The sequence below is a fragment of the Companilactobacillus farciminis KCTC 3681 = DSM 20184 genome (assembly GCF_002706745.1).
GTDB lineage: Bacteria > Bacillota > Bacilli > Lactobacillales > Lactobacillaceae > Companilactobacillus > Companilactobacillus farciminis.
Map to the genome: position 1 here is coordinate 2,134,128 of NZ_CP017702.1, position 20,077 is coordinate 2,154,204.

The 20,077-nt window shown below is 37.9% G+C and carries 17 protein-coding genes; 5 read left to right on the forward strand and 12 right to left on the reverse strand.

The annotated features are described in order from the left end of the window. Positions 1-139: 139 nt before the first annotated feature. From ald to LF20184_RS10625, 5 genes are all read right to left on the reverse strand, one after another. Positions 140-1,255 (reverse strand): alanine dehydrogenase, encoded by a 1,116-nt coding sequence (ald, locus tag LF20184_RS10600; protein ID WP_010018485.1) that lies wholly within the window; start codon positions 1,253-1,255, stop codon positions 140-142. 516 nt (positions 1,256-1,771) lie between these two features. Next, complete coding sequence (gene alr, locus LF20184_RS10610; protein ID WP_010018484.1) at positions 1,772-2,884, reverse strand: alanine racemase; 1,113 nt, start codon at positions 2,882-2,884, stop codon at positions 1,772-1,774. Continuing rightward, a complete protein-coding gene (gene acpS / locus LF20184_RS10615) occupies positions 2,884-3,246 on the reverse strand; it encodes a holo-ACP synthase (protein ID WP_010018483.1) in 363 nt (120 codons plus the stop codon). Before acpS ends, alr begins: the two co-directional genes overlap by 1 nt. 242 nt (positions 3,247-3,488) lie before the next feature. Continuing rightward, positions 3,489-5,012, reverse strand: a complete 1,524-nt coding sequence (locus LF20184_RS10620) for a degradosome RNA helicase CshA (RefSeq protein WP_010018482.1) — start codon at positions 5,010-5,012, stop codon at positions 3,489-3,491. An 83-nt stretch (positions 5,013-5,095) separates the two neighbouring features. Further along, positions 5,096-6,457: a UDP-N-acetylmuramoyl-tripeptide--D-alanyl-D-alanine ligase gene (locus LF20184_RS10625; protein WP_010018481.1), complete on the reverse strand. Its 1,362-nt coding sequence runs from the start codon at positions 6,455-6,457 to the stop codon at positions 5,096-5,098. A gap of 88 nt (positions 6,458-6,545) precedes the next feature. Here LF20184_RS10625 and LF20184_RS10630 point away from each other — a divergent pair, with 88 nt between their 5' ends. Beyond that, a complete protein-coding gene (locus LF20184_RS10630; RefSeq protein WP_010018479.1) occupies positions 6,546-7,784 on the forward strand; it encodes a multidrug efflux MFS transporter in 1,239 nt (412 codons plus the stop codon). A gap of 25 nt (positions 7,785-7,809) precedes the next feature. Here the strand turns inward: LF20184_RS10630 and LF20184_RS10635 are convergent, their stop codons facing one another. The 6 genes from LF20184_RS10635 to LF20184_RS10660 all read right to left on the reverse strand — a co-directional run bounded on the left by LF20184_RS10635 (position 7,810) and on the right by LF20184_RS10660 (position 14,116). Continuing rightward, complete coding sequence (locus LF20184_RS10635) at positions 7,810-8,058, reverse strand: type B 50S ribosomal protein L31 (RefSeq protein ID WP_010018477.1); 249 nt, start codon at positions 8,056-8,058, stop codon at positions 7,810-7,812. 100 nt (positions 8,059-8,158) lie between these two features. Then, complete coding sequence (gene abc-f, locus LF20184_RS10640) at positions 8,159-9,655, reverse strand: ribosomal protection-like ABC-F family protein (protein WP_010018476.1); 1,497 nt, start codon at positions 9,653-9,655, stop codon at positions 8,159-8,161. Positions 9,656-9,882: 227 nt separating this feature from the next. Continuing rightward, positions 9,883-11,163: a UDP-N-acetylglucosamine 1-carboxyvinyltransferase gene (locus tag LF20184_RS10645; protein ID WP_010018475.1), complete on the reverse strand. Its 1,281-nt coding sequence runs from the start codon at positions 11,161-11,163 to the stop codon at positions 9,883-9,885. Positions 11,164-11,200: 37 nt separating this feature from the next. Further along, positions 11,201-12,814 carry a CTP synthase gene (locus LF20184_RS10650; RefSeq protein ID WP_010018474.1) on the reverse strand — a complete coding sequence of 538 codons (1,614 nt, stop codon included), beginning with the start codon at positions 12,812-12,814 and terminating at the stop codon, positions 11,201-11,203. Positions 12,815-12,990: 176 nt separating this feature from the next. Beyond that, positions 12,991-13,629, reverse strand: coding sequence for a DNA-directed RNA polymerase subunit delta (rpoE, locus tag LF20184_RS10655; protein WP_010018473.1), 639 nt, complete (start codon positions 13,627-13,629; stop codon positions 12,991-12,993). 46 nt (positions 13,630-13,675) lie between these two features. Beyond that, complete coding sequence (locus LF20184_RS10660; RefSeq protein WP_010018472.1) at positions 13,676-14,116, reverse strand: YwiB family protein; 441 nt, start codon at positions 14,114-14,116, stop codon at positions 13,676-13,678. 55 nt (positions 14,117-14,171) lie between these two features. Here LF20184_RS10660 and LF20184_RS10665 point away from each other — a divergent pair, with 55 nt between their 5' ends. The 4 genes from LF20184_RS10665 (at position 14,172) to mscL (ending at position 19,030) form a co-directional block, all read left to right on the forward strand. Next, positions 14,172-14,984 carry a lipoate--protein ligase family protein gene (locus LF20184_RS10665; protein WP_056945145.1) on the forward strand — a complete coding sequence of 271 codons (813 nt, stop codon included), beginning with the start codon at positions 14,172-14,174 and terminating at the stop codon, positions 14,982-14,984. Beyond that, positions 14,984-16,327, forward strand: a complete 1,344-nt coding sequence (locus tag LF20184_RS10670) for an HD domain-containing protein (protein ID WP_010018468.1) — start codon at positions 14,984-14,986, stop codon at positions 16,325-16,327. The genes LF20184_RS10665 and LF20184_RS10670 overlap by 1 nt, the downstream gene beginning before the upstream one ends. Before the next feature lie 77 nt (positions 16,328-16,404). Next, positions 16,405-18,102: a glycerol-3-phosphate dehydrogenase/oxidase gene (locus LF20184_RS10675; RefSeq protein WP_010018467.1), complete on the forward strand. Its 1,698-nt coding sequence runs from the start codon at positions 16,405-16,407 to the stop codon at positions 18,100-18,102. Positions 18,103-18,619: 517 nt separating this feature from the next. Continuing rightward, complete coding sequence (mscL, locus tag LF20184_RS10680; protein WP_010018466.1) at positions 18,620-19,030, forward strand: large conductance mechanosensitive channel protein MscL; 411 nt, start codon at positions 18,620-18,622, stop codon at positions 19,028-19,030. A 66-nt stretch (positions 19,031-19,096) separates the two neighbouring features. Here mscL and LF20184_RS10685 read toward each other — a convergent pair whose 3' ends face one another. Next, positions 19,097-20,077, reverse strand: a complete 981-nt coding sequence (locus tag LF20184_RS10685) for a ribose-phosphate diphosphokinase (RefSeq protein ID WP_010018465.1) — start codon at positions 20,075-20,077, stop codon at positions 19,097-19,099.

The window sequence follows — 20,077 nt, forward strand, 5'->3', positions numbered from 1 at the left end:
GTTCATCAATCTAATCCACCACGGTAAGCCGTTTTGGGAAATACAAATATAAAATGTTTCTAAAACAAAACCGTTTCCAAAACAAAACCAAAAATCCTTACTAACTGTCAACCACACAGCTAGTAAGGATTTTTTATTTTTAAACTTCAACTTTTACTAAATCATCTAATGAAACATATTTCATGTCCAAACTGTCAGCGACAGCTTTTTCGGTTAAATTGCCTTGATAAGTATTAACACCAGTCTTGATAGTTTTATTTTCAATTGCCGCAATACCTTTATCAGCAATCTCAACTGCATATGGCATTGTAACGCCAGATAAAGCTTGTGTAGCCGTTTTTGGTACAGCCCCAGGAATATTTGCGACTGTGTAATGAACTACGCCGTGGGACATGTAAACAGGGTCCTCATGAGTCGTAGCTTTAACACTAGTTTCAAATAGTCCACCTTGATCGATAGGAATATCAACGACCACTGAACCTGGCTCCATCGAAGCAATCATTTCTTCAGTTACTAATTTTGGCGTAGCAGCACCGGGAATCAGTACAGCTCCAACTACCAAATCAGATTCCTTAACGCACTTGGCAATATTTTGAGCGTTCGACATCAACGTTTGAATCTTGCCATCGAAAATATCCTCAATTTCTACCAAACGTTGCGGATTGATATCCAAAAGCGTTACTTCAGCACCCATGCCGATAGCAATTTTAGCTGCGTTGACACCAACAGTACCACCACCGATGATCGCAACTTTACCCTTCTTAACTCCTGGTACACCGCTCAATAATAAACCTTTACCTTGATGTGGCTCTTCCAAGAAATGGGCTCCAACTTGAACTGCCATGCGCCCTGCAATTTCACTCATTGGGAAAAGCAATGGCAAACCACCATTTGGTCCAACCATCGTTTCATAAGCAATTCCGGTTGTTTTACTTGCTAGTAATGCATCCGTCAACTTCTTATTGGCAGCCAAGTGCAAGTAAGTATAAATTATTTGGCCTTCCTTGAAATACTTATACTCTGTTTCAATTGGTTCTTTAACCTTAATAATCATGTCAGAGTCCCAAACGTCTGCTACATCAGCGATAATAGCTCCGGCATCAATGTATTGTTGGTCAGTATATCCCGAACCGATACCCGCATTTTTCTCCACTAAAACAGTATGTCCAGCTTTGACCAGTCCCACTACTCCATCGGGAGTAGAACCAACACGTTCCTCTTGGTTTTTGAGTTCTTTTGGTATACCAACTTTCATAAAATATGAATCCTCCTTATTGTGAATTTATTAGCAATATAATATATCATATCATAGACTGAAAACGTTCTCAAATTTGACAATGAGAGGAGGACTTCCGTCGTCCGTGAAAATCCTGTGGCTGGCTGGAACATGGCTGACACGATTTTGAGCTTTTGCATGGCCCCAAAGACGCAAAATCTCAAAACTCGGTCTTTCACTAGGCAATAAATTGCCAAGAGAAATTTAGCCATTGAGCCGCCACAGGATTTTCACTCCCGACTAGATTCCAATTTCTATTTATATAGAATTAAACACATATTTCTTAAAGAACAACTCTACTTCTTTACGTAAATAAAACAAAAAGGACACCATTAGAATGCAGCAATATACCACAATTCTAATAATATCCTCTATTAATTTTCTGAAGTAATTTATATAAAGATAGAAACCACTATCTAGTCGGGAGTGAGGTCCTGGAAAATACTCAGTTGTTAAATTTTCCAGGGCCGAACGGACGACGGCAGCATCGCACGATTATTTCTTATAAACTCGAGGTAATCTTTCACTCAAGCAGCAGAGTATTTCGTAATTAATTGTACCAGCATATTTGGCGGCATCAGTTGCGGTAATTTCTTGATCGCCGTCTTTGCCTAAAATGGTTACTTTAGTTCCGACTGGCAATTCTTTTGGCAATCTGACCATGAATTGATCCATACAAATGCGACCGACATTTTGACAACGTTGGCCATTGATCAAAACGTCGCTGCCTTGCATTCTTCTCAACCAACCGTCAGCGTAACCGATTGGAACTGTTCCGATCCATTCGTCTTCTTTGGCAGTATAAGTTGCGCCATAACCGACACTTTGACCGGCTTTGATCTTTTTAACGAAGACTAACTCTGAATACAAACTAAGAGCTGGTTCTAACTTGTATGGCAATGAGGTGATATCAGTTTGGGATGGATTCAAGCCGTACAAGGCAATTCCATATCTAACCATATTGATGGCTAGATCTTTGTGCCACAAGGCTGTAGCTGAATTTGCACAGTGAACGTAAGTGAATTGCGTTGGTAGATCTGTCGACATTTCTTTGAAACGTTGGACTTGTTTTTCAAAATAATTTTCATCAGGACTGTCAGCCGTAGCAAAATGGGTAAATAATCCTTCTGGGATAAAGGCTTCTTGGTGCTCATTCAAGAAATTGCAAGCAGCAATTAGATCGTCTTTGGTTTGAAAACCGATTCGACCCATACCACTGTCGATTCCTAAATGAACTCGTAAATTAGTCGTTCTTATTTGTACAGCGACCTTTAGCCAGTCTAAATCACCCACAGTTACCGAAATATTGGCTTGTGCGGCGACTTTAGCGTATTCGACAGGAATTATACCTAGAACTAAAATAGGAGCTTCTACGCCACTATTACGGATTTCTAGAGCTTCGTCCAAAGTAGCAACGCACAATCCACTTGCACCGAATTCAATTTCACTTTTGGCGACTTTAACTAATCCGTGTCCATAGGCATTGGCTTTCACGACCGCAAACACTTTGGTACCCTTTGGTACTGAATTTAATTCATTTTGGAGATTTGTCTTTAACTTCCCCAAATCCACTTCAACATAAGCAGGACGATGAATTGATGGCAACATTATTTTTCTTCCTCCTCTAGAATAACTTCTGTTATTACTAGTTCGTCTGTATCTGAAATTGAAACATGAATATTACCTTTGAAGAGTTCTGTCTTAATAAATGGTTGACCAGATGGATGATTCAAAACGCTCAAATCATGAAAACCGATGCCTACTAACCCGGTTCCCATCGCTTTGGTGAAAGCTTCCTTTACAGAGAAACGACCTGTTAAATAAGTCATCTTAGCTTTTTCGGTATTGAGAGAATTGAAAACTTCAATTTCATCAGCATTTAAAATCTTTTCCAAAAATCTGGGATGACGACCATAAATCTGCTTAACTCGACTAATTTCGGCAATATCGATACCTAATCCTTTGATCATACGTAACCTTCCTTCCATTTTTTCAAGAACAGCTAAATTATTTCATGAAAATAATTTTTTTGCAGTTCAAATCAACAAAAAAGTGCGACAAATTACTGACTCATGTAGCCTAAGCCTAAATCATAGCATTATTAACTTACTTTACAAGTCCCAGTAGTTATCTACAAATCCCTTAGGCCTATTTTACTGTACAAAAAAAGACAAAGTAAAATAATTTACCTTGTCTCAATTTATTTATTTAATTATTTTTCTAGATTAGTTCTGATCTTGAATGACTTCTTGCTGCGACCATGACGTTTGTTGTCATTTTCACGGCGTTTGCCACCCTTCTTATCATCACGACGGTCATTGTTGCGACGACGACGGTGATCATTGTTGCCACCACGGTGACCGTTATATCTACCGCGACGACCATGGCCAGAACGACTGTGACTAACTTTTCTTGATGGAAGTGGTCTTTCAGGAGCAATCTTAACAGGAACTGTTTCAGCATCCTTAATTGATTCACTCAAGAAAATACGAGCAATGTCTTCTGGTGAATATTCAGCAAGTAATTCTTGAACAGCTGAATCGAAACGATCAAGGTGCTTGTCATGTTCCAAAGTATCCTTGATATCTTGCTTAACTGATTCAAGTTGTCCCTTAAGAACTTCTTTGTCAGTAGGTGGAGCAAGTGGTTCCATACGTTTCTTAGTCAAGTTTTCGATTGTACGTAAGTAACCCATTTCGTTAGGTGTAACAAAAGTTACTGACACACCAGAATGTCCGGCACGTCCTGTACGTCCAATACGGTGAACATAACTATCAGGATCTTGAGGAATATCGTAGTTGTAAACGTGTGATACACCTGAAATATCCAAACCTCTAGCAGCCACATCAGTAGCAACTAAGAAGTCTAACTTACCAGCCTTGAACTTACGCAATACGCTAGTACGTTTGTCTTGTGACAAATCACCGTGGATACCTTCAGCGTTGTAACCACGAGCTTGCAAGCCACGAGTTAATTCATCAACACGTCTCTTAGTACGACCAAAGATCAAAGCCAATTCTGGAGCTTGAACGTCGAATAAACGAGTCATCAAGTCAAATTTTTCATAATCTCTAGCTTTAACGAAGTATTGTTCAATCTTATCAGCAGTCAATTCTTTTGACTTGATCTTAACTACTTCTGGTTCGTTCATAAACTTATCAGCAATCTTCATGATAGGTTTTGGCATTGTAGCTGAGAATAATAATGTTTGATGCTTGTTAGGAACGTTTGAAAGGATACTTTCGATATCTTCAACGAATCCCATATCTAACATTTCATCAGCTTCATCAAGAACGACTGTCTTGACGTTGTGCAACTTCAAAGTGTGACGGTTGATATGATCGAGCATTCTACCCGGTGTACCGACAACAATTTGAGGGTGATTCTTTAGTGCACGGATTTGACGTCTGATATCAGAACCACCGTAAACACTTTGAACCTTAACTTTCTTTTCCTTACCCAAACGATACAATTCTTCTTGTGTTTGGATAGCTAATTCTCTAGTTGGTGAGATAATCAATGCTTGAATATCGCTAGATTGAGTATCAACGGCATTTAGCAATGGTAAGCCAAAGGCTGCCGTCTTACCTGTACCAGTTTGAGCTTGACCGATAACGTCAGCGCCAGTCATAACTAGTGGAATAGTTTGAGCTTGAATAGGTGTAGTTTCTTCAAAACCGGCTTCGTCTACGGCACTCAATAATCTGGGATCTAAATCTAATTCTTTAAATTTCACAAATGTCCTCCATTTTTTAAAACACGATAAATAACAATTTGACTACTTTACCACGTTTTTTACACAAACTCAAATGACAACTCCTACATTAAATCATGTAAAACGTTTTCTAAGTGAATTCCATGACTAGCCTTTAACAAGACAGTGTCATTTGGTGTCATTTCTTTTTGCAAATCTTTCGTCAAATCGGCCAATTGATCTTGGCTATACCAAAGTAAATTATCAGTTGAATATTTGGCGCTTAATTTATCACGCAAATATTTCATTTCTGGACCGACTAAATAAACTTTTTCAAAATCCTTGGGATCGATATGATCAGCCAATGATTCGTGCAAACTTCTGGCAGCATCACCTAGTTCTAGCATGTCGCCCAAAACAATCAATTTACGACCTGTAGGGATTTCTTTTAAGCTGTGCAAAACTTCAATTGCGGCGGTTGGATTTGAGTTATACACATCGCTCAAAATATCGGCACCATTTTTAGCTTTGAGCCATTCAGTCCGATTCTCTGTCACGAATAAATCTTTCAAAGCTTCTTGCATAGCCTTTGGTCTGATGTGAGAAGCACGTCCCACTAACAAGGCTGCCAACGCATTATTGACGTTGTATTCACCCATCATTGGGATTTCAAACTCTAAATCAGGCCATTCGTTAGTAACAAATTTCGTCGTTGTTTTGCCAGGAATAATCTTAGTAGCGTACAAATTGTTAGTATCATGACTACCAAAAGTCAATTGTCTCTGTTCGACTTCTTTTGCTCGTTCTAATAGTAATGGTTCATCCCCGTTATAAACAAAGGTTCCGTCTTCTTGTAGATGATTTGTAATTTCCATCTTAGCATCAGCGATTTTGTCACGTGTGCCGAAGAATTCAATGTGAGCTTCCCCAATCATTGTGATAACGGAAATATCTGGATTGGCAATACTGCTCAAGTGATTGATTTGACCAGGACGATCCATGCCCATTTCTACCACTAATACTTCCGTGTTGATCGGCATATTTAAGATCGTAAAAGGAACTCCAATTTCGTTGTTAAAGTTTTGTGGTGTCTTGGCTACATTGTTGCTAGTACTCAAAACTTTGGCAATCATATCTTTAGTGGTCGTTTTACCATTGCTACCAGTGACTGCGATAACTTTTGGATTAACTTTGTTCAAATAATACTTAGCTAATGTCTCAAAGGCTTCTGAAACATTTTCAACTACCACATAAGAAATATCGTCATTTGGAATCTCATGGTCGCTTTGCCAAATAGTCGCACTAACTCCATTTTCAATGGCACTATTAATAAACTCATGTCCATCACGTTGACCTTGCAATGGAAAGAATAAATCACCTTTTTTAGCTTTTCGGCTGTCGAAGCAAACTCCTGTGATTTCAACATCTTTGATGTCGTCAGCTTCTATTTTTAATGCGGAGTAAACTTCTTTTAACTTCATCTTCATGAATAGACTTCCCCAATTTTAAAAAAATAATTTTATATGATTCTACTAAAAAGAGTATACTAGGATACTTAGAAAGGATTTGATGTATATGTCATCTAATACGAATGATTCTGAGCAGCCGAACAACTATTGGAAGAAAAATCTAATCGTTCTCTGGTTCAGTACCTTTGTATCAGGTATTGGCTTTAGTATGATAACACCCTTTATGCCATTATACATTAACCAGTTAGGTAATTTCACAAAAAGTCAGCTCGTTATCTGGAATGGTATCGCCTTTTCATCGACATTTCTTGTCATGGCGATCATCTCCCCTATCTGGGGCAAGATAGCTGATAGAAAAGGTCGCAAGTTGATGTTGATTCGCGCATCGCTTGGTATGGCCATTGTTATTTTCCTACAGGCCTTCGTAACTGCCCCTTGGCAATTAGTTGTCTTAAGACTCCTACAAGGTGTCTTTTCTGGATTCGTTAGTAATTCCAATACTTTGATTGCCTCCACAGCTCCTAGATCTGAAAGTGGAAAAGCCTTAGGGACTTTAAATACTGGAGTTATCTCTGGTACTTTGTTAGGTCCATTGGTCGGTGGTGTTATTGCTCAATACTTCGGTTATCGAATTCCCTTTATGATAACCGGTTCATTGCTATTCATAGCATTTATTTTAGTCACTATCTTTATTAAGGAAGATTTCAAACCAATTTCTAAAGAAGATGAAGAATCAACTAAAGAAATTTTCCACAAGTTGAAAAATCCCAATTTGATTTTGGCAATGTTCGTCACTACGATGATTATCCAAACTTCAAATAACTCGATCAATCCCATCATCAGTTTGTACGTCAAACAATTGATGCACGACTCTAGTCAAGTTACCTTAGTAGCCGGAGTCGTAGCGGCAATGCCGGGGATTGCTAATATCATCGCTGCTCCTAGATTTGGTGCTTTAGGTGATAAGATCGGTACTGGTAAGATTTTGATCGGTGGTTTGATTTTTGCCGTCTTAGTCTACATCCCACAAGCGTTTGTAACTAACGTCTGGCAACTAGCAATCTTACGATTCTTAGTCGGTATCTCCGATGCTTGTCTAGTTCCACAAGTTCAAACGATTTTAGCCAAATACACTGATACCAAATACACCGGAAGAGTCTTCGGTTACAACCAGTCTTTCCAATCAGTCGGTAACGTCTGTGGACCACTACTTGGTTCATCGATTTCCAGTGTTCTTAGTTATTCAGCTGTATTCTTGAGTACTAGTTTTTTGGCCTTGATCAACTTTGGTTGGGTCTTTACCCATTTGAAATCACGAAAAAAGAATATAAACGCAAAAAAATAAGCCATCCGTCTTGGATGACTTTTTTTTACTTGTTTTGCAAGCCATATTTCTTGTTGAAACGATCGATACGTCCATCTGCTTGAGCAAACTTTTGTTTACCAGTATAGAAAGGATGTGAATCTGATGAGATTTCAACACGAATTAATGGGTATTCTGTACCTTCATAGTCAGTTGTTTCTTTTGAGTTCATTGTTGAACCAGCTAAGAACTTCTTACCTGTTGATGAATCCATAAATACAACTTGGCGGTACTCTGGATGAATTCCTTGTTTCATTCTATGTCGCTCCTTTGCCATAAATCTTTTACAGAAATATAGATTAAATTACTAACAGTGTCTAATAATATCATGAGTTAGCTAATTATTCAACACAATTCTAGTGATGCAATTTGACTTTTACACTAGAAACTGCATCTATCAGATCTTGGTCGTGGTCAATCAAAAGCATAGTCGGACGCTGTTTTTGAATGGCCTCGATAATTTGTTGACGGGTAATCACGTCCAAATAATTCAACGGCTCATCCCAAAAATAAAGATTAGCACTTTCAGACAAACTCAAAGCTAAAGCGACTTTACGACGTTGGCCTTGGCTCATTTTTTCCACAGGTTGATCAAAGAGATAACGTTCAAAGCCTAATTTGCGTAGATTGGAGAAAACCAATTCGGGGCTGATTTGTTTACGTTCTGCTAGCTGTCTGATTGTTCCCTCTAATTCGTTATCCTGTCGCAAATAAGAGATTTTTAAGTTATTTGCCATTCGAATACTGCCTTCCTGTGTAAAAGGCTGTGATAAACCGAGAATTTGTCTAAAAATTGTCGTCTTGCCAATACCGTTTGGACCAACAAGCGCTACAACATGATTACGTTTGACTTCAAAACTTACTTCTGGTGTCACAATATCATTATGTCTTAAGGTCAGATTTTCTACTTGTACAAATAAATCAGGATGGTTCTTTTTTTCGTAATTTAATTGTATAGGCGCTTCGACTTCGATGTTTTTCAACAAAGTCTTCTTCTCGTCGATTGCCGAATTAACTCGATTCTCAGCAGTCTTGGCTTTTTTCATCATCTTAGCGGCCTTAGTTCCGATGAACCCTTTATCGAGATGAACCTTTTCATGATACTGTTTGCGATTCTTATGTGCTTCCGTTTGTCGCGACCAGTTTTCACGTTTAACGGCAGTCTCGTGTAAACGACTAATATCCTTTTGTAATTGCTCTTTTTCAGCTGCTTCCGTTTGATTTTGTAATTCCCACTGTGTTTGCCACGTATCAAAATTACCCTTGTATACCGAGACATCACTACGATTGATAGAGATAACGTGATCAATCACTTGATTTAAGAAACTCTTGTCGTGTGAAATAACGATGAAACCTTTTTTACTCTTTAAATACTCAGCAACTATTTGACGACCTTCTATATCCAAATGATTAGTTGGTTCATCAATCAATTGAAATCCTGACTCATCAATGAACAAAATTGCCAACAAGACTTTAGTCCTTTCTCCAGGACTCAAAGTAGAAAACTGTTGCTGAAGAACATTTTGGTCGACTTTTAATTTATCTAATTCAACTTCTATTTTCCAAAGGTCATAGTCTTCTAATTGCGTGATCTCTTTTACCACGTCAACAGTCAATAAATCTTTATTAACAACTGTCTGTGGATAATAATAAAAATTCAAATTAGAAACTATTTGACCACTGTATTTCAACTGCCCCAATAACATTTTTAACAAAGTCGTCTTACCTCGACCATTGCGACCTATTAATCCGAGTTTCCAACTCTCATCTATTTTTAAATTCAATGAATCGAACAAGTTGTCCATCATCTGATCATATTTAAAACTAACATTTTCTATTTGAATTGTTCCCATAAAACAACACCTCACAAGGTGTCGATTAGTCGACTTAAGCGCACAAAAAAAGAACGCTAAACAGCGTCCTCCCTCTTTACAGGAAGCACTGTTGAGAATTTAAGCCGAGCTAAACTACACCATATATTTCTATATTCGTATAATTTAAAACTCAAGCTTAGTTTCTCAACGGCGCACTTCCTCTCTGTATTTAATATAAATAAATTTATCAGGTTAATTCTCTAATGTCAAGATTCTACTAAATCATCTTCACCAATCAATTTAACGTCGGCACCTAAACAATGCAATTTCCAAACTACTTGATCATAACCACGCAAGATATTTTCTGCATGATCGATCACTGTTTGACCTTGTGCTAATAGACCGGCAATCATCAAACAAGCGCCAGCTCTAATTTCATCAGCTGAAACGTTAGCACCTTTTAACTTGGCACCACCGTGTACGAAGATCAAATCATTTTCACTAGTGATGTTGGCACCCATTTTTGTTAATTGAGCAATATGTTTTACTCGCTTAGGATAAATCGTGTCAATAATCATTGCATCGCCATTAGCTTGCATTAACAAAGGCGTGATTGGTTGTTGCAAATCAGTCGCAAAACCTGGATATGGCATAGTTTTGATGTTGACGGCTTTTAATTCAGGTGATGGTTTGACATAAATGCTATCTTCGCCAACTTCTAAATTAACACCCATTTCATCGAGCTTTGCCAAAAAGGCATCCAAATGTTCACTGATGATATTCTTAACCAAAATACCACCACCACAAGCAGCGGCTAAACTCAAATAAGTTCCAGCTTCAATTCGATCAGGAATAATTGTATGAGCATTGTTAGAACGTAATGTATCCACACCTTCGATACGGATAGTTTCCGTTCCGACACCACGGATGACAGCACCCATGTTGTTTAAGAAAGTTGCTAAATCAATAATTTCAGGCTCTTTAGCGGCATTTTCAATCACTGTTGTTCCTTTAGCTTTGACAGCGGCCAAAATAACATTGATTGTTGCCCCAACTGAAACCATATCTAAAAAGATTTTAGCTCCCTTAAGACCCTCTTCAGGAGTTGTGATAATGATTTGCCCATGTTTGTTCTCAACGTGTGCACCTAATGCTTCAAATCCCTTGATATGTTGATCAATAGGACGTGGTCCAATATCGTCACCACCGGGAAATCCGACTACAGCTTTACCGAATCGTCCCAGCATTGCACCCATAAAATAATATGAGGCTCGCAAACTGCTTACTTTACCACTTGGTAATTCAGCAAATTGGATCTTTGTCGGATCAATTCGCAATACATCATTATTCATTTCTGAAGTAACGTTCATATCTTTCAAAATAGAACGTAAATTTTTTACATCTCTAATTTGTGGAACAGAATCTAATACTACAGGTGTATCGGATAAAATGGCTGCTGGTATCAAAGCTACAGTACTGTTTTTGGCACCACCAATTGTCACTTCACCCGACAATTTCTTTCCACCGTTGATTACAAGTTTTTGCATAAGCTTTTTCCTAACTATATTTGACTACTAAGGAAGACTAAATTTCGTCTTCTTCAAGGCCAGAAGCTGCACCGATGAAGGCTTTGAATAGTCCTTCTGGTTTAGTTGGTCTTGACAAGAATTCTGGATGGTATTGAGCAGCAACGAAGAACTTGTTTTCAGGGATTTCAATTACTTCAACCAAGTGGTTGTCTGGTGAAACACCTGAGAATACTAGGCCAAGATCTTCAAATTGTTTACGGTATTCGTTGTTGAATTCGTATCTGTGACGATGTCTTTCTTGGATAACTGATTGATTACCATAAGCAGCAGCTGTTTTAGTACCAGGTTTTAGTTTACATGGATATGCACCCAAACGTAAAGTACCACCACGATCTTCTACATCTTTTTTATCTGCCATAATGTCAATAATCTTATTAGCAGCATTTTCGTCTACTTCACCAGTTGTTGCATCCTTGATACCAGCAACGTCTCTAGCAAATTCGATACTTGCCATTTGCATACCTAGACATAGTCCAAGATATGGTACGTCGTTTTCACGAGCATACTTAATAGCAGCAATCATACCTTCTAGTCCACGGCTACCAAAACCACCAGGTACTAGGATACCATCTGAATCCTTCAAATAGTCAGCAACATTATCATCATTGATCAAATCAGCTGAAATTTTTTCGATTTCGATTTCTGAATTGTAAGCATATCCGGCTGAACGGAGTGCTTCTGTAACAGAAATATATGCATCTTGTAATTTTGTATACTTACCAACCATTGTGATCTTTGTCTTATGTTTCAAGTTGTGGACACGGTTAACCAACTTGTTCCATTGTTCCATATCGGCTGGTTTTGTTTCTAAGTGCAAGTAACGACATACGATATCATCGAAGTTTTGAGCTTGTAGGTTCAAAGGAACATCGTAAAGTGAGCTTGCATCACGTGATTCGATTACGGCTTCTGAGTCAACGTCACAGAATGAAGCAATCTTATCTTTCATGTTTTGTGGCATTGGCAATTCTGTTCTAACTACCAAGATGTTAGGTTGAATACCAATTCCACGCAATTCTTTAACACTGTGTTGTGTTGGCTTTGTCTTCATTTCGCCAGCAGCCTTCAAGTAAGGAACTAGTGATGTATGAATGTAAACAACATTTTCTGAACCAACTTCAGCTTTCATTTGACGTAAAGCTTCTAAGTATGGTTGTGATTCGATATCACCAACAGTACCACCAACTTCAGTAATGATAACGTCTGAGTCAGTAGTTGAAGCAGCACGCATAATCTTTTGTTTGATCATATCTGTAATATGTGGAATAACTTGCACAGTTGCACCGTTGTAATCACCACGACGTTCGCGACGAATTACTTCGGAATAAATCTTACCAGTAGTAACGTTTGAATACTTGTTCAAATCGTTGTCGATAAATCTTTCGTAATGTCCAAGGTCAAGGTCAGTTTCTGTACCATCGTTAGTAACGAAAACTTCACCGTGTTGGTATGGACTCATAGTACCAGGGTCCACGTTAATATAAGGATCGAACTTTTGCATTGTTACCTTAAGGCCGCGATTCTTTAATAATCTACCAAGGGATGCGGCAACAATTCCCTTACCTAATGATGAAACAACTCCACCTGTAATAAAAATGTATTTAGTCATAACTTCCTCCACATACTAATTCTAGGGATTTCTTACTCGCAAAAATAAAAAAGTCCCCTATTCAACATGAACAGGGAACTTGAATTTGTCTATCTAATAGAGCCCGAACTATATAATACCGTGATATGTTCGAGTCGTCAAACTTTTAATTCGAAAATTTAACTATTATTTTTTAACTATTCTTCGTCGTCATCTTCATCATCGTCATCATCTTGGTCAGACAAGTCGATATCTTCGTCGTCGTCATCAGCATCAAACTCTGATAATTGTCCTTCGATACCGTCTTCTAATGAATCATCATGTTCATCGTCATCGTCGTCATCAACTGATGTCAAATCTGAATTAGTGAACTTAGACAAGTCTGGGCCATTGCTTGATGAGCCATCACTGTCATCGTCGTCATCCATATCAGATACATTTAGGTCACTGTCATCATCATAATCGACAACATCATCGTCGTCATCATCTTCACTCAAGAAGGCATTAACCTTTTGAGCAGCTTTATGAGTATTTTCAGTACCATTATCCTCAGGGTGATTTACTTCTTCGTCGACTGAATCATATGGATACCACTTACGTAGACCCCAAACATTTTCGCCGAGTGAAAGAAAACTTCCATCATTATTCAAATCTGTATAGAATTGTGGAAGTGCTCTCTTGATATCATCGTCAGACTTACCTAAATAGTCTTGCATTTCGTTAACGATATCTGAGAAATTCATTACTTCTTTATTATTGTTGTTGAGAATCTCATAGGCAACCTCAATCAATGAGAGCTCGTCTTTATTTTGATCCTTGAATTTATCAAACTTCAAACGTGTACACGTCCTTTCGCAGCGTCTTACTTATAATGATATAGACCTAAGCATTAAAAATCAATCTAAACTTATAATTACCTATCACATTATCATCGTAAATCAAGTCATAATCAATGTTTATTTTACCAGAAAGTGGATTATTAACAATTTCAACTTGAGAATCCTTAGTATAAGTTGCTAATGGCAAGACGCCATATTCTGTTTCCAAATGACCAGTATTGTGCTTTTGATGCGTAAAATACAACAATGATGCTAAATTAGTAGACTTAGCGACACGTTTAACGTGGATCTCGCCACTCTCAGTCACTTTAACTAAGATGGACGCTTTGTCATTGTTATCTAAACTTTCGTTGAACCGCAAATAAACTGAATCGCCAATCTGGATAAATTTACCTGGTTCAGAAATTTTTGTGTGGGTCAATTCTCCCGATTGCAAAGTTTCTATATTTAATTCGACATTTATGTCAAAACTATTATTTTCCAATAACTCCCGCCTCTACATGATAAAATTATATTAATTAATTAAAAGAAGTGATTAAGTGAACAATACTATTATATTATACGATCAACAAATTAGTTCAACTAAAGATTTACTTGTACCGTTTTCTGATACCGGTGCTATTTTAAAATTTGTTTCGGAAACTAGTCAACCAGTTATCCATTTTTGGACTACTCCACCGACTGTTATCTTAGGGATGCAAGACAAGCGTCTCAACAATTTTCAAAGTGGACTCGACTTTTTGTCATCCAAAGATTATTTATTTTACTTACGCAACTCTGGTGGTTTAGGCGTAGTTTCTGACGATGGCATTTTAAATTGTACGCTCTTTTTACCGGACAAAGATAACCTTTTAATTGATGATGCTTATAACAAAATGTATACCTTACTAAAAAAAGCTTTTAGTGACAAGATTCAAACTGGTGAAATTACTCGCTCTTATTGTCCGGGAACGTTTGATCTCAGTATCGACCATCAAAAATTTGCTGGGATTTCACAACGCCGTGTTGGCAATGCTGTGGCGGTAATGGCCTACATTAGTATCAACGGCAATCAAAAAAATCGCAGCCAGTTGATGAAAGATTTTTATGAGATTGGCGATTTCCCTAAGAACCAACAATTCGATTATCCCAATATCGACATTCATGCGATGGAAAATCTTGATAGTTTATTGCAGATTAAGTTGTCCGTAACTGAGGCTAAACAGAGGATTCTCGCTGCTTTGACACCTGATTATCAAGTTTTGCAAAAAGAATTCTTCATCGTTCAAAATTCGCAACCATATCAAAACGCTTTTAACCAAACTCTAACTAGTTTGATCAAACGAAATAAAATTATTTTGGAGGAAAAATAATGGCAGACAATATCAAAATGCTACCTCGAGAAAAAGTTTTTCGAGACCCTATTCACAACTACATTCATGTTCAACATCAAGTCATTTTAGATCTGATCAATACAAAGGAATTTCAACGTTTGCGTCGAATCAAACAATTAGGTACTGCTTCATTTACCTTCCAAGGCGCCGAGCATTCCCGCTTTACTCACTGTATGGGTGTCTACGAAATTACTCGTCAAATCTGTGACAACTTTCAAAGAAACTACCCATCAAAAACACCTGGCGATGGATTGTGGAATGACAACGAACGTTTAGTTGCTCTATGTGCTGCCTTATTGCATGATGTCGGTCATGGTGCTTATTCGCATACCTTTGAACACATCTTCAATACTGACCATGAAATGTGGACTCAAAAGATCATCACTTCCAAAGAAACCGAAATTAACCACGTGCTCAGACAAGTCAGCGAAGACTTCCCTGAAAAAGTAGCTAGCGTCATCGCCCATACTTATCCTAATCCCCAAGTCGTTCAAATGATTTCTAGTCAAATTGATGCTGATCGAATGGATTACTTGTTGCGTGATGCTTATTTTACCGGCACCAAATATGGAATGTTTGATTTAACTAGAATCTTACGCGTTATGCGTCCTTATAAAGGTGGAATCGCCTTTGACAACGATGGAATGCATGCCGTTGAAGACTACGTTCTCTGCCGTTTCCAAATGTATCAACAAATTTACTTCCACCCAGTTTCTCGTGGTATGGAGGTCGTTTTAACGAAATTATTGCAACGAGCTAAGGACTTATACGAACACAATCATATGCGTGACTTTGAAATGCCTAGCTTATTAGTTCCATTCTTCGAGGATAAAGTAACTATCGATGATTACTTACTGCTAGACGATGGTATTCTCAATACTTATTTCACGCTTTGGCAAAGTTACCCAGACGAAATTCTCAAAGATTTAGCTTATCGTTTCTTATCTCGTAAGCCATTCAAATCTTCAGAATACGACAATAAGACCAAGCATTTCTTACCTGAATTGGCTCAAATCGTTGAAAATGCCGGATTTGACAAAAAGTACTATACCGCTACTAATTCCAGCTTCGATTTGCCTTATGATGTTTACAACCCTAATTCCAACAAGAGTCGTACACAAATTGAAATCATGCAAGACGATGGTTCTTTGATCGAACTTTCAACTGTCAGTCGACTAGTCAACGCTTTAACCGGCAAGATTCTAGGAGATCAACGTTTCTACTTCCCTAAATCAATGCTTTTAGAACAAACTGATGATTTATTCAACAATTACTACCTCGAATTTCAAAAACACATTCACAATGACAAAATCGTCTTGTAAATCGCTTTCAACTTGTCTAGAATTTTACTAAAATGTACTTAAACTAAGTAGTCTTTCTTAAAACGAGGAGGAATATCATGTCAGAATTTTCAGATAAAACTAGATCATCTAATTTACAAAATATGCAAGATCAAGTCTTAGATTTACTGATTATCGGTGGAGGTATTACTGGTAGTGGGATTGCCCTTGATGCTCAATCTCGTAACCTCAAAACTGGTTTATTAGAAATGCGCGACTTTGCTTCAGGGACTTCTAGTCGTTCAACCAAGTTGGTCCATGGTGGCTTACGTTATTTAAAACAAGCTGCTATTAAAGAAGTACACGAAGTCGGCAGTGAACGTGCTATCGTCTACAACAATGCTCCACACGTCACAACACCTTTGAAAATGATGTTACCTTTCTATGAAGATGGAACTTTTGGACCTTTCACTACTGCCATTGGTTTGGACGTTTATGACCGTCTAGCTGAAGTGAAATATTCCGAACGTAAGTACATGTTGAATCCACACGACACTTTGGAACGCGAACCATACATCAAAGGCGAAGGATTAAAAGGTTCTGGCGTTTACGTTGAATATCGGACTGACGATGCTCGTTTAACTTTAGAAGTCCTCAAAAAAGCCAATGACTTAGGTGCTTTGATTGCCAACTATGTTAAAGTTACTGGTCTTTTGTATGACGCTGACGACAAAATCTGCGGTGTTATTTTTAAAGATTTAATCACTGAAAAAACCGGCGAAATTCACGCCAAAAAAGTTATCAACGCTACCGGCCCTTGGGTTGACGAAATTAGAGATATGGATCACTCCAACACAGGCAAACATTTGCATTTAACTAAGGGAGTTCACCTAGTCATTGATCATGATAAATTCCCAATTTCTAATTCAATTTACTTTGATACACCTTTTCACGATGGTCGAATGATGTTTGCTATTCCTCGTGAAGGCAAAACTTACATCGGAACGACTGACACCACTTGGACAGAAGATCCTAAAGAACCTAATATCACTGCGACTGATGTAACTTACATCTTAGCAGCGGCTAATCAAATGTTTGACCTTCCAGAATACCTCACGCCAGAAGATGTCGAAAGTGGCTGGTCTGGAGTTAGACCTTTGATTCAAGAAGAAGGCAAATCTCCTTCTGAAATTTCTCGTAAGGATGAAATCTTCCAAGCCGACTCAGGATTGCTTTCAATTGCCGGCGGTAAATTAACCGGTTATCGTAAAATGGCAGAAAAAATTGTCGACCGAGTTGCTAAACAATTAGATCTCGAAAGTGAATACGAGTTTTTACCCACTCAAACAAAAGATTTAACTTTATCCGGTGGCGACGTTGGCGGTGGCAAATACTGGATGGAATTTTTCGATAAAGAAGTCCACGAAGGCATCGTCAATTACGATTTAGACCGTAACGATGCCGAGAAATTAGTTCAACGTTTTGGTTCAAACGTACGTGCAGTTTATGAACTATTGCCTGAAACCAAAACTAAAGCTCGTTTGCCAAGAATCGACTGGGCAATGTTAAACTACGGCTTACAAAATGAAATGGTTGAACATCCAATTGATTATTTGCTTCGTCGCAGCAGTCAAATGCTATTCAATATTGCTCACATGAAGAGTATCAAAACTCCCGTTATCGATTACATAAGTAAGTTTTACGATTGGGATGAAGATACTAAACAGCAAATGACTGACGAAGTGAACCAAAAGCTAGATTTAAGTGATTTGAAACAAGTCAAAAAGCAATACTTGGATTACAAGAAAGAACACTAAATTTAATTACTTTCAATTATCAAGTAATTAAAAAATAGAACCCTCCATCTAGTCCGGAATAGCAAAGAAAATTGGCTCAAATGTGAAATTTCACTTGGCAATTTATTGGCTCTTGTCATAGTTTGGTTATTTAAAAATGCAGAAGAGTTCTATATTCACTATATATGATTTCATTTTTTTGAATTAAACGAGATAAATAATAAAACTAGGATCCAGTCTGGAGCACAAGTTCTGTGATGGCTCAGCCGCCAAATTTTTTGTTAGTGCTTTAGCACTTACAAAAAGGCCTAGTTTTGAGATTTTGCGTCTTTGGGGCCATGCAAAAGCTCAAAATAGTGCCGGCAGCGTTCCAGCCAATCACAGGACTTGTGTGGAAGACGGAATAATACCACACCAACAAAAACAAATTTCATTCTGATTAAATATTCAATAAATATTTCGCTATTCCTTTTATTTTCACAAAAATATAGTAAAGTGAAACTTGTACAAAAAATGCAATGAAGGAGATTTAGCGAGAATGCTTAAGGAATTTCAAGAATTCATTTCCCGTGGTACTGTTGTTGACTTAGCTGTCGGTGTTATCGTTGGTGCTGCTTTTAATAGTTTAGTATCAGCGATCACTACCTACCTTTTGAATCCGCTAATTGGACTCATCATTGGTCAAATTGATTTATCTGACATGAAGTTTCAAGTCTTAGGTGCAACTTTTTTAATCGGTGACTTGATCAATGCTATAATCAATTTCCTAATCATCATGTTCGTCGTGTTCTTAATCGTTAAGATGATGAACCGTATGCGTCGTGATGGATCTCGTAGTAAGTTTGACCAAAATGGTGATGAAATACCTGATCCACAAACTGAATACTTACAACAAATCCGAGATTTATTGAGATATCAACAAAGAAATGATCACAATAGACGATATTAATTTTGTCGTCACAAAAAAAGACTTCATTGGAAATCAATTCCAACGAAGTCTTTTTAATTTTAACAATTATTTACTTTTTCTTTCAAAACGAGTGTTGAACAATGGACTAACTGGGTCATTGTCATGAACACGCTTGATAGCTTCTCCGATAAGTGGTCCAACTGAAACTTGTACCATCTTGTCGATAACTTTTTCCTTAGGAAGGTTGATTGAATCTGTAACAACCAAAGTCTTGATTGGTGAAGCTTCAATTCTTTCAATAGCTGGGCCTGAAAGAATTGGGTGTGTACAACATGCGTAAACTTCTGTAGCACCAGCGTCGATTAGAGCTTGAGATGCAAGAGAAATTGTACCAGCAGTATCGATCATATCATCAATAATGATGGCACGTTTGCCTTTAACATTACCAATAATGTTCATAACTTCGGCAACGTTAGCACGAGGTCTACGTTTATCGATAATAGCAATTGGTGTCTTCAAGAATTCAGCTAATTTTCTGGCACGAGTAACACCACCGTGGTCAGGTGAAACAACTACGGCATCTTCTTCAAGATGGTTTGACAAGAAGTAGTCGGCCAACAATGGAGCACCCATCAAGTGGTCAACTGGAATATCAAAGAATCCTTGAATTTGTGCAGCATGCAAGTCAAGTGCAAGAACACGGTCAACACCAGCACGTTCTAACATGTTAGCAACTAACTTAGCTGTGATAGGTTCACGTGAACGTGATTTACGATCTTGTCTAGCATAACCGTAATATGGAATAACAACATTGATCACACTAGCAGAAGCACGTCTTAGTGCATCAACCATGATCAATAATTCCATCAAATTATCGTTAACTGGAGCTGAAGTTGATTGAATCAAGAATACTTCAGAACCACGAATACTTTCGTCAATATTGATTTGGATTTCGCCATCGCTGAAACGTGTAACTGATGACTTTCCTAGTGGTACACCGACTTCTTTAGCAATCTTTTCAGCCAAAGGTTTGTTGGAGTTCAATGCAAAAATCTTCATTGGTACTTCGTTATTTTGACATGACAT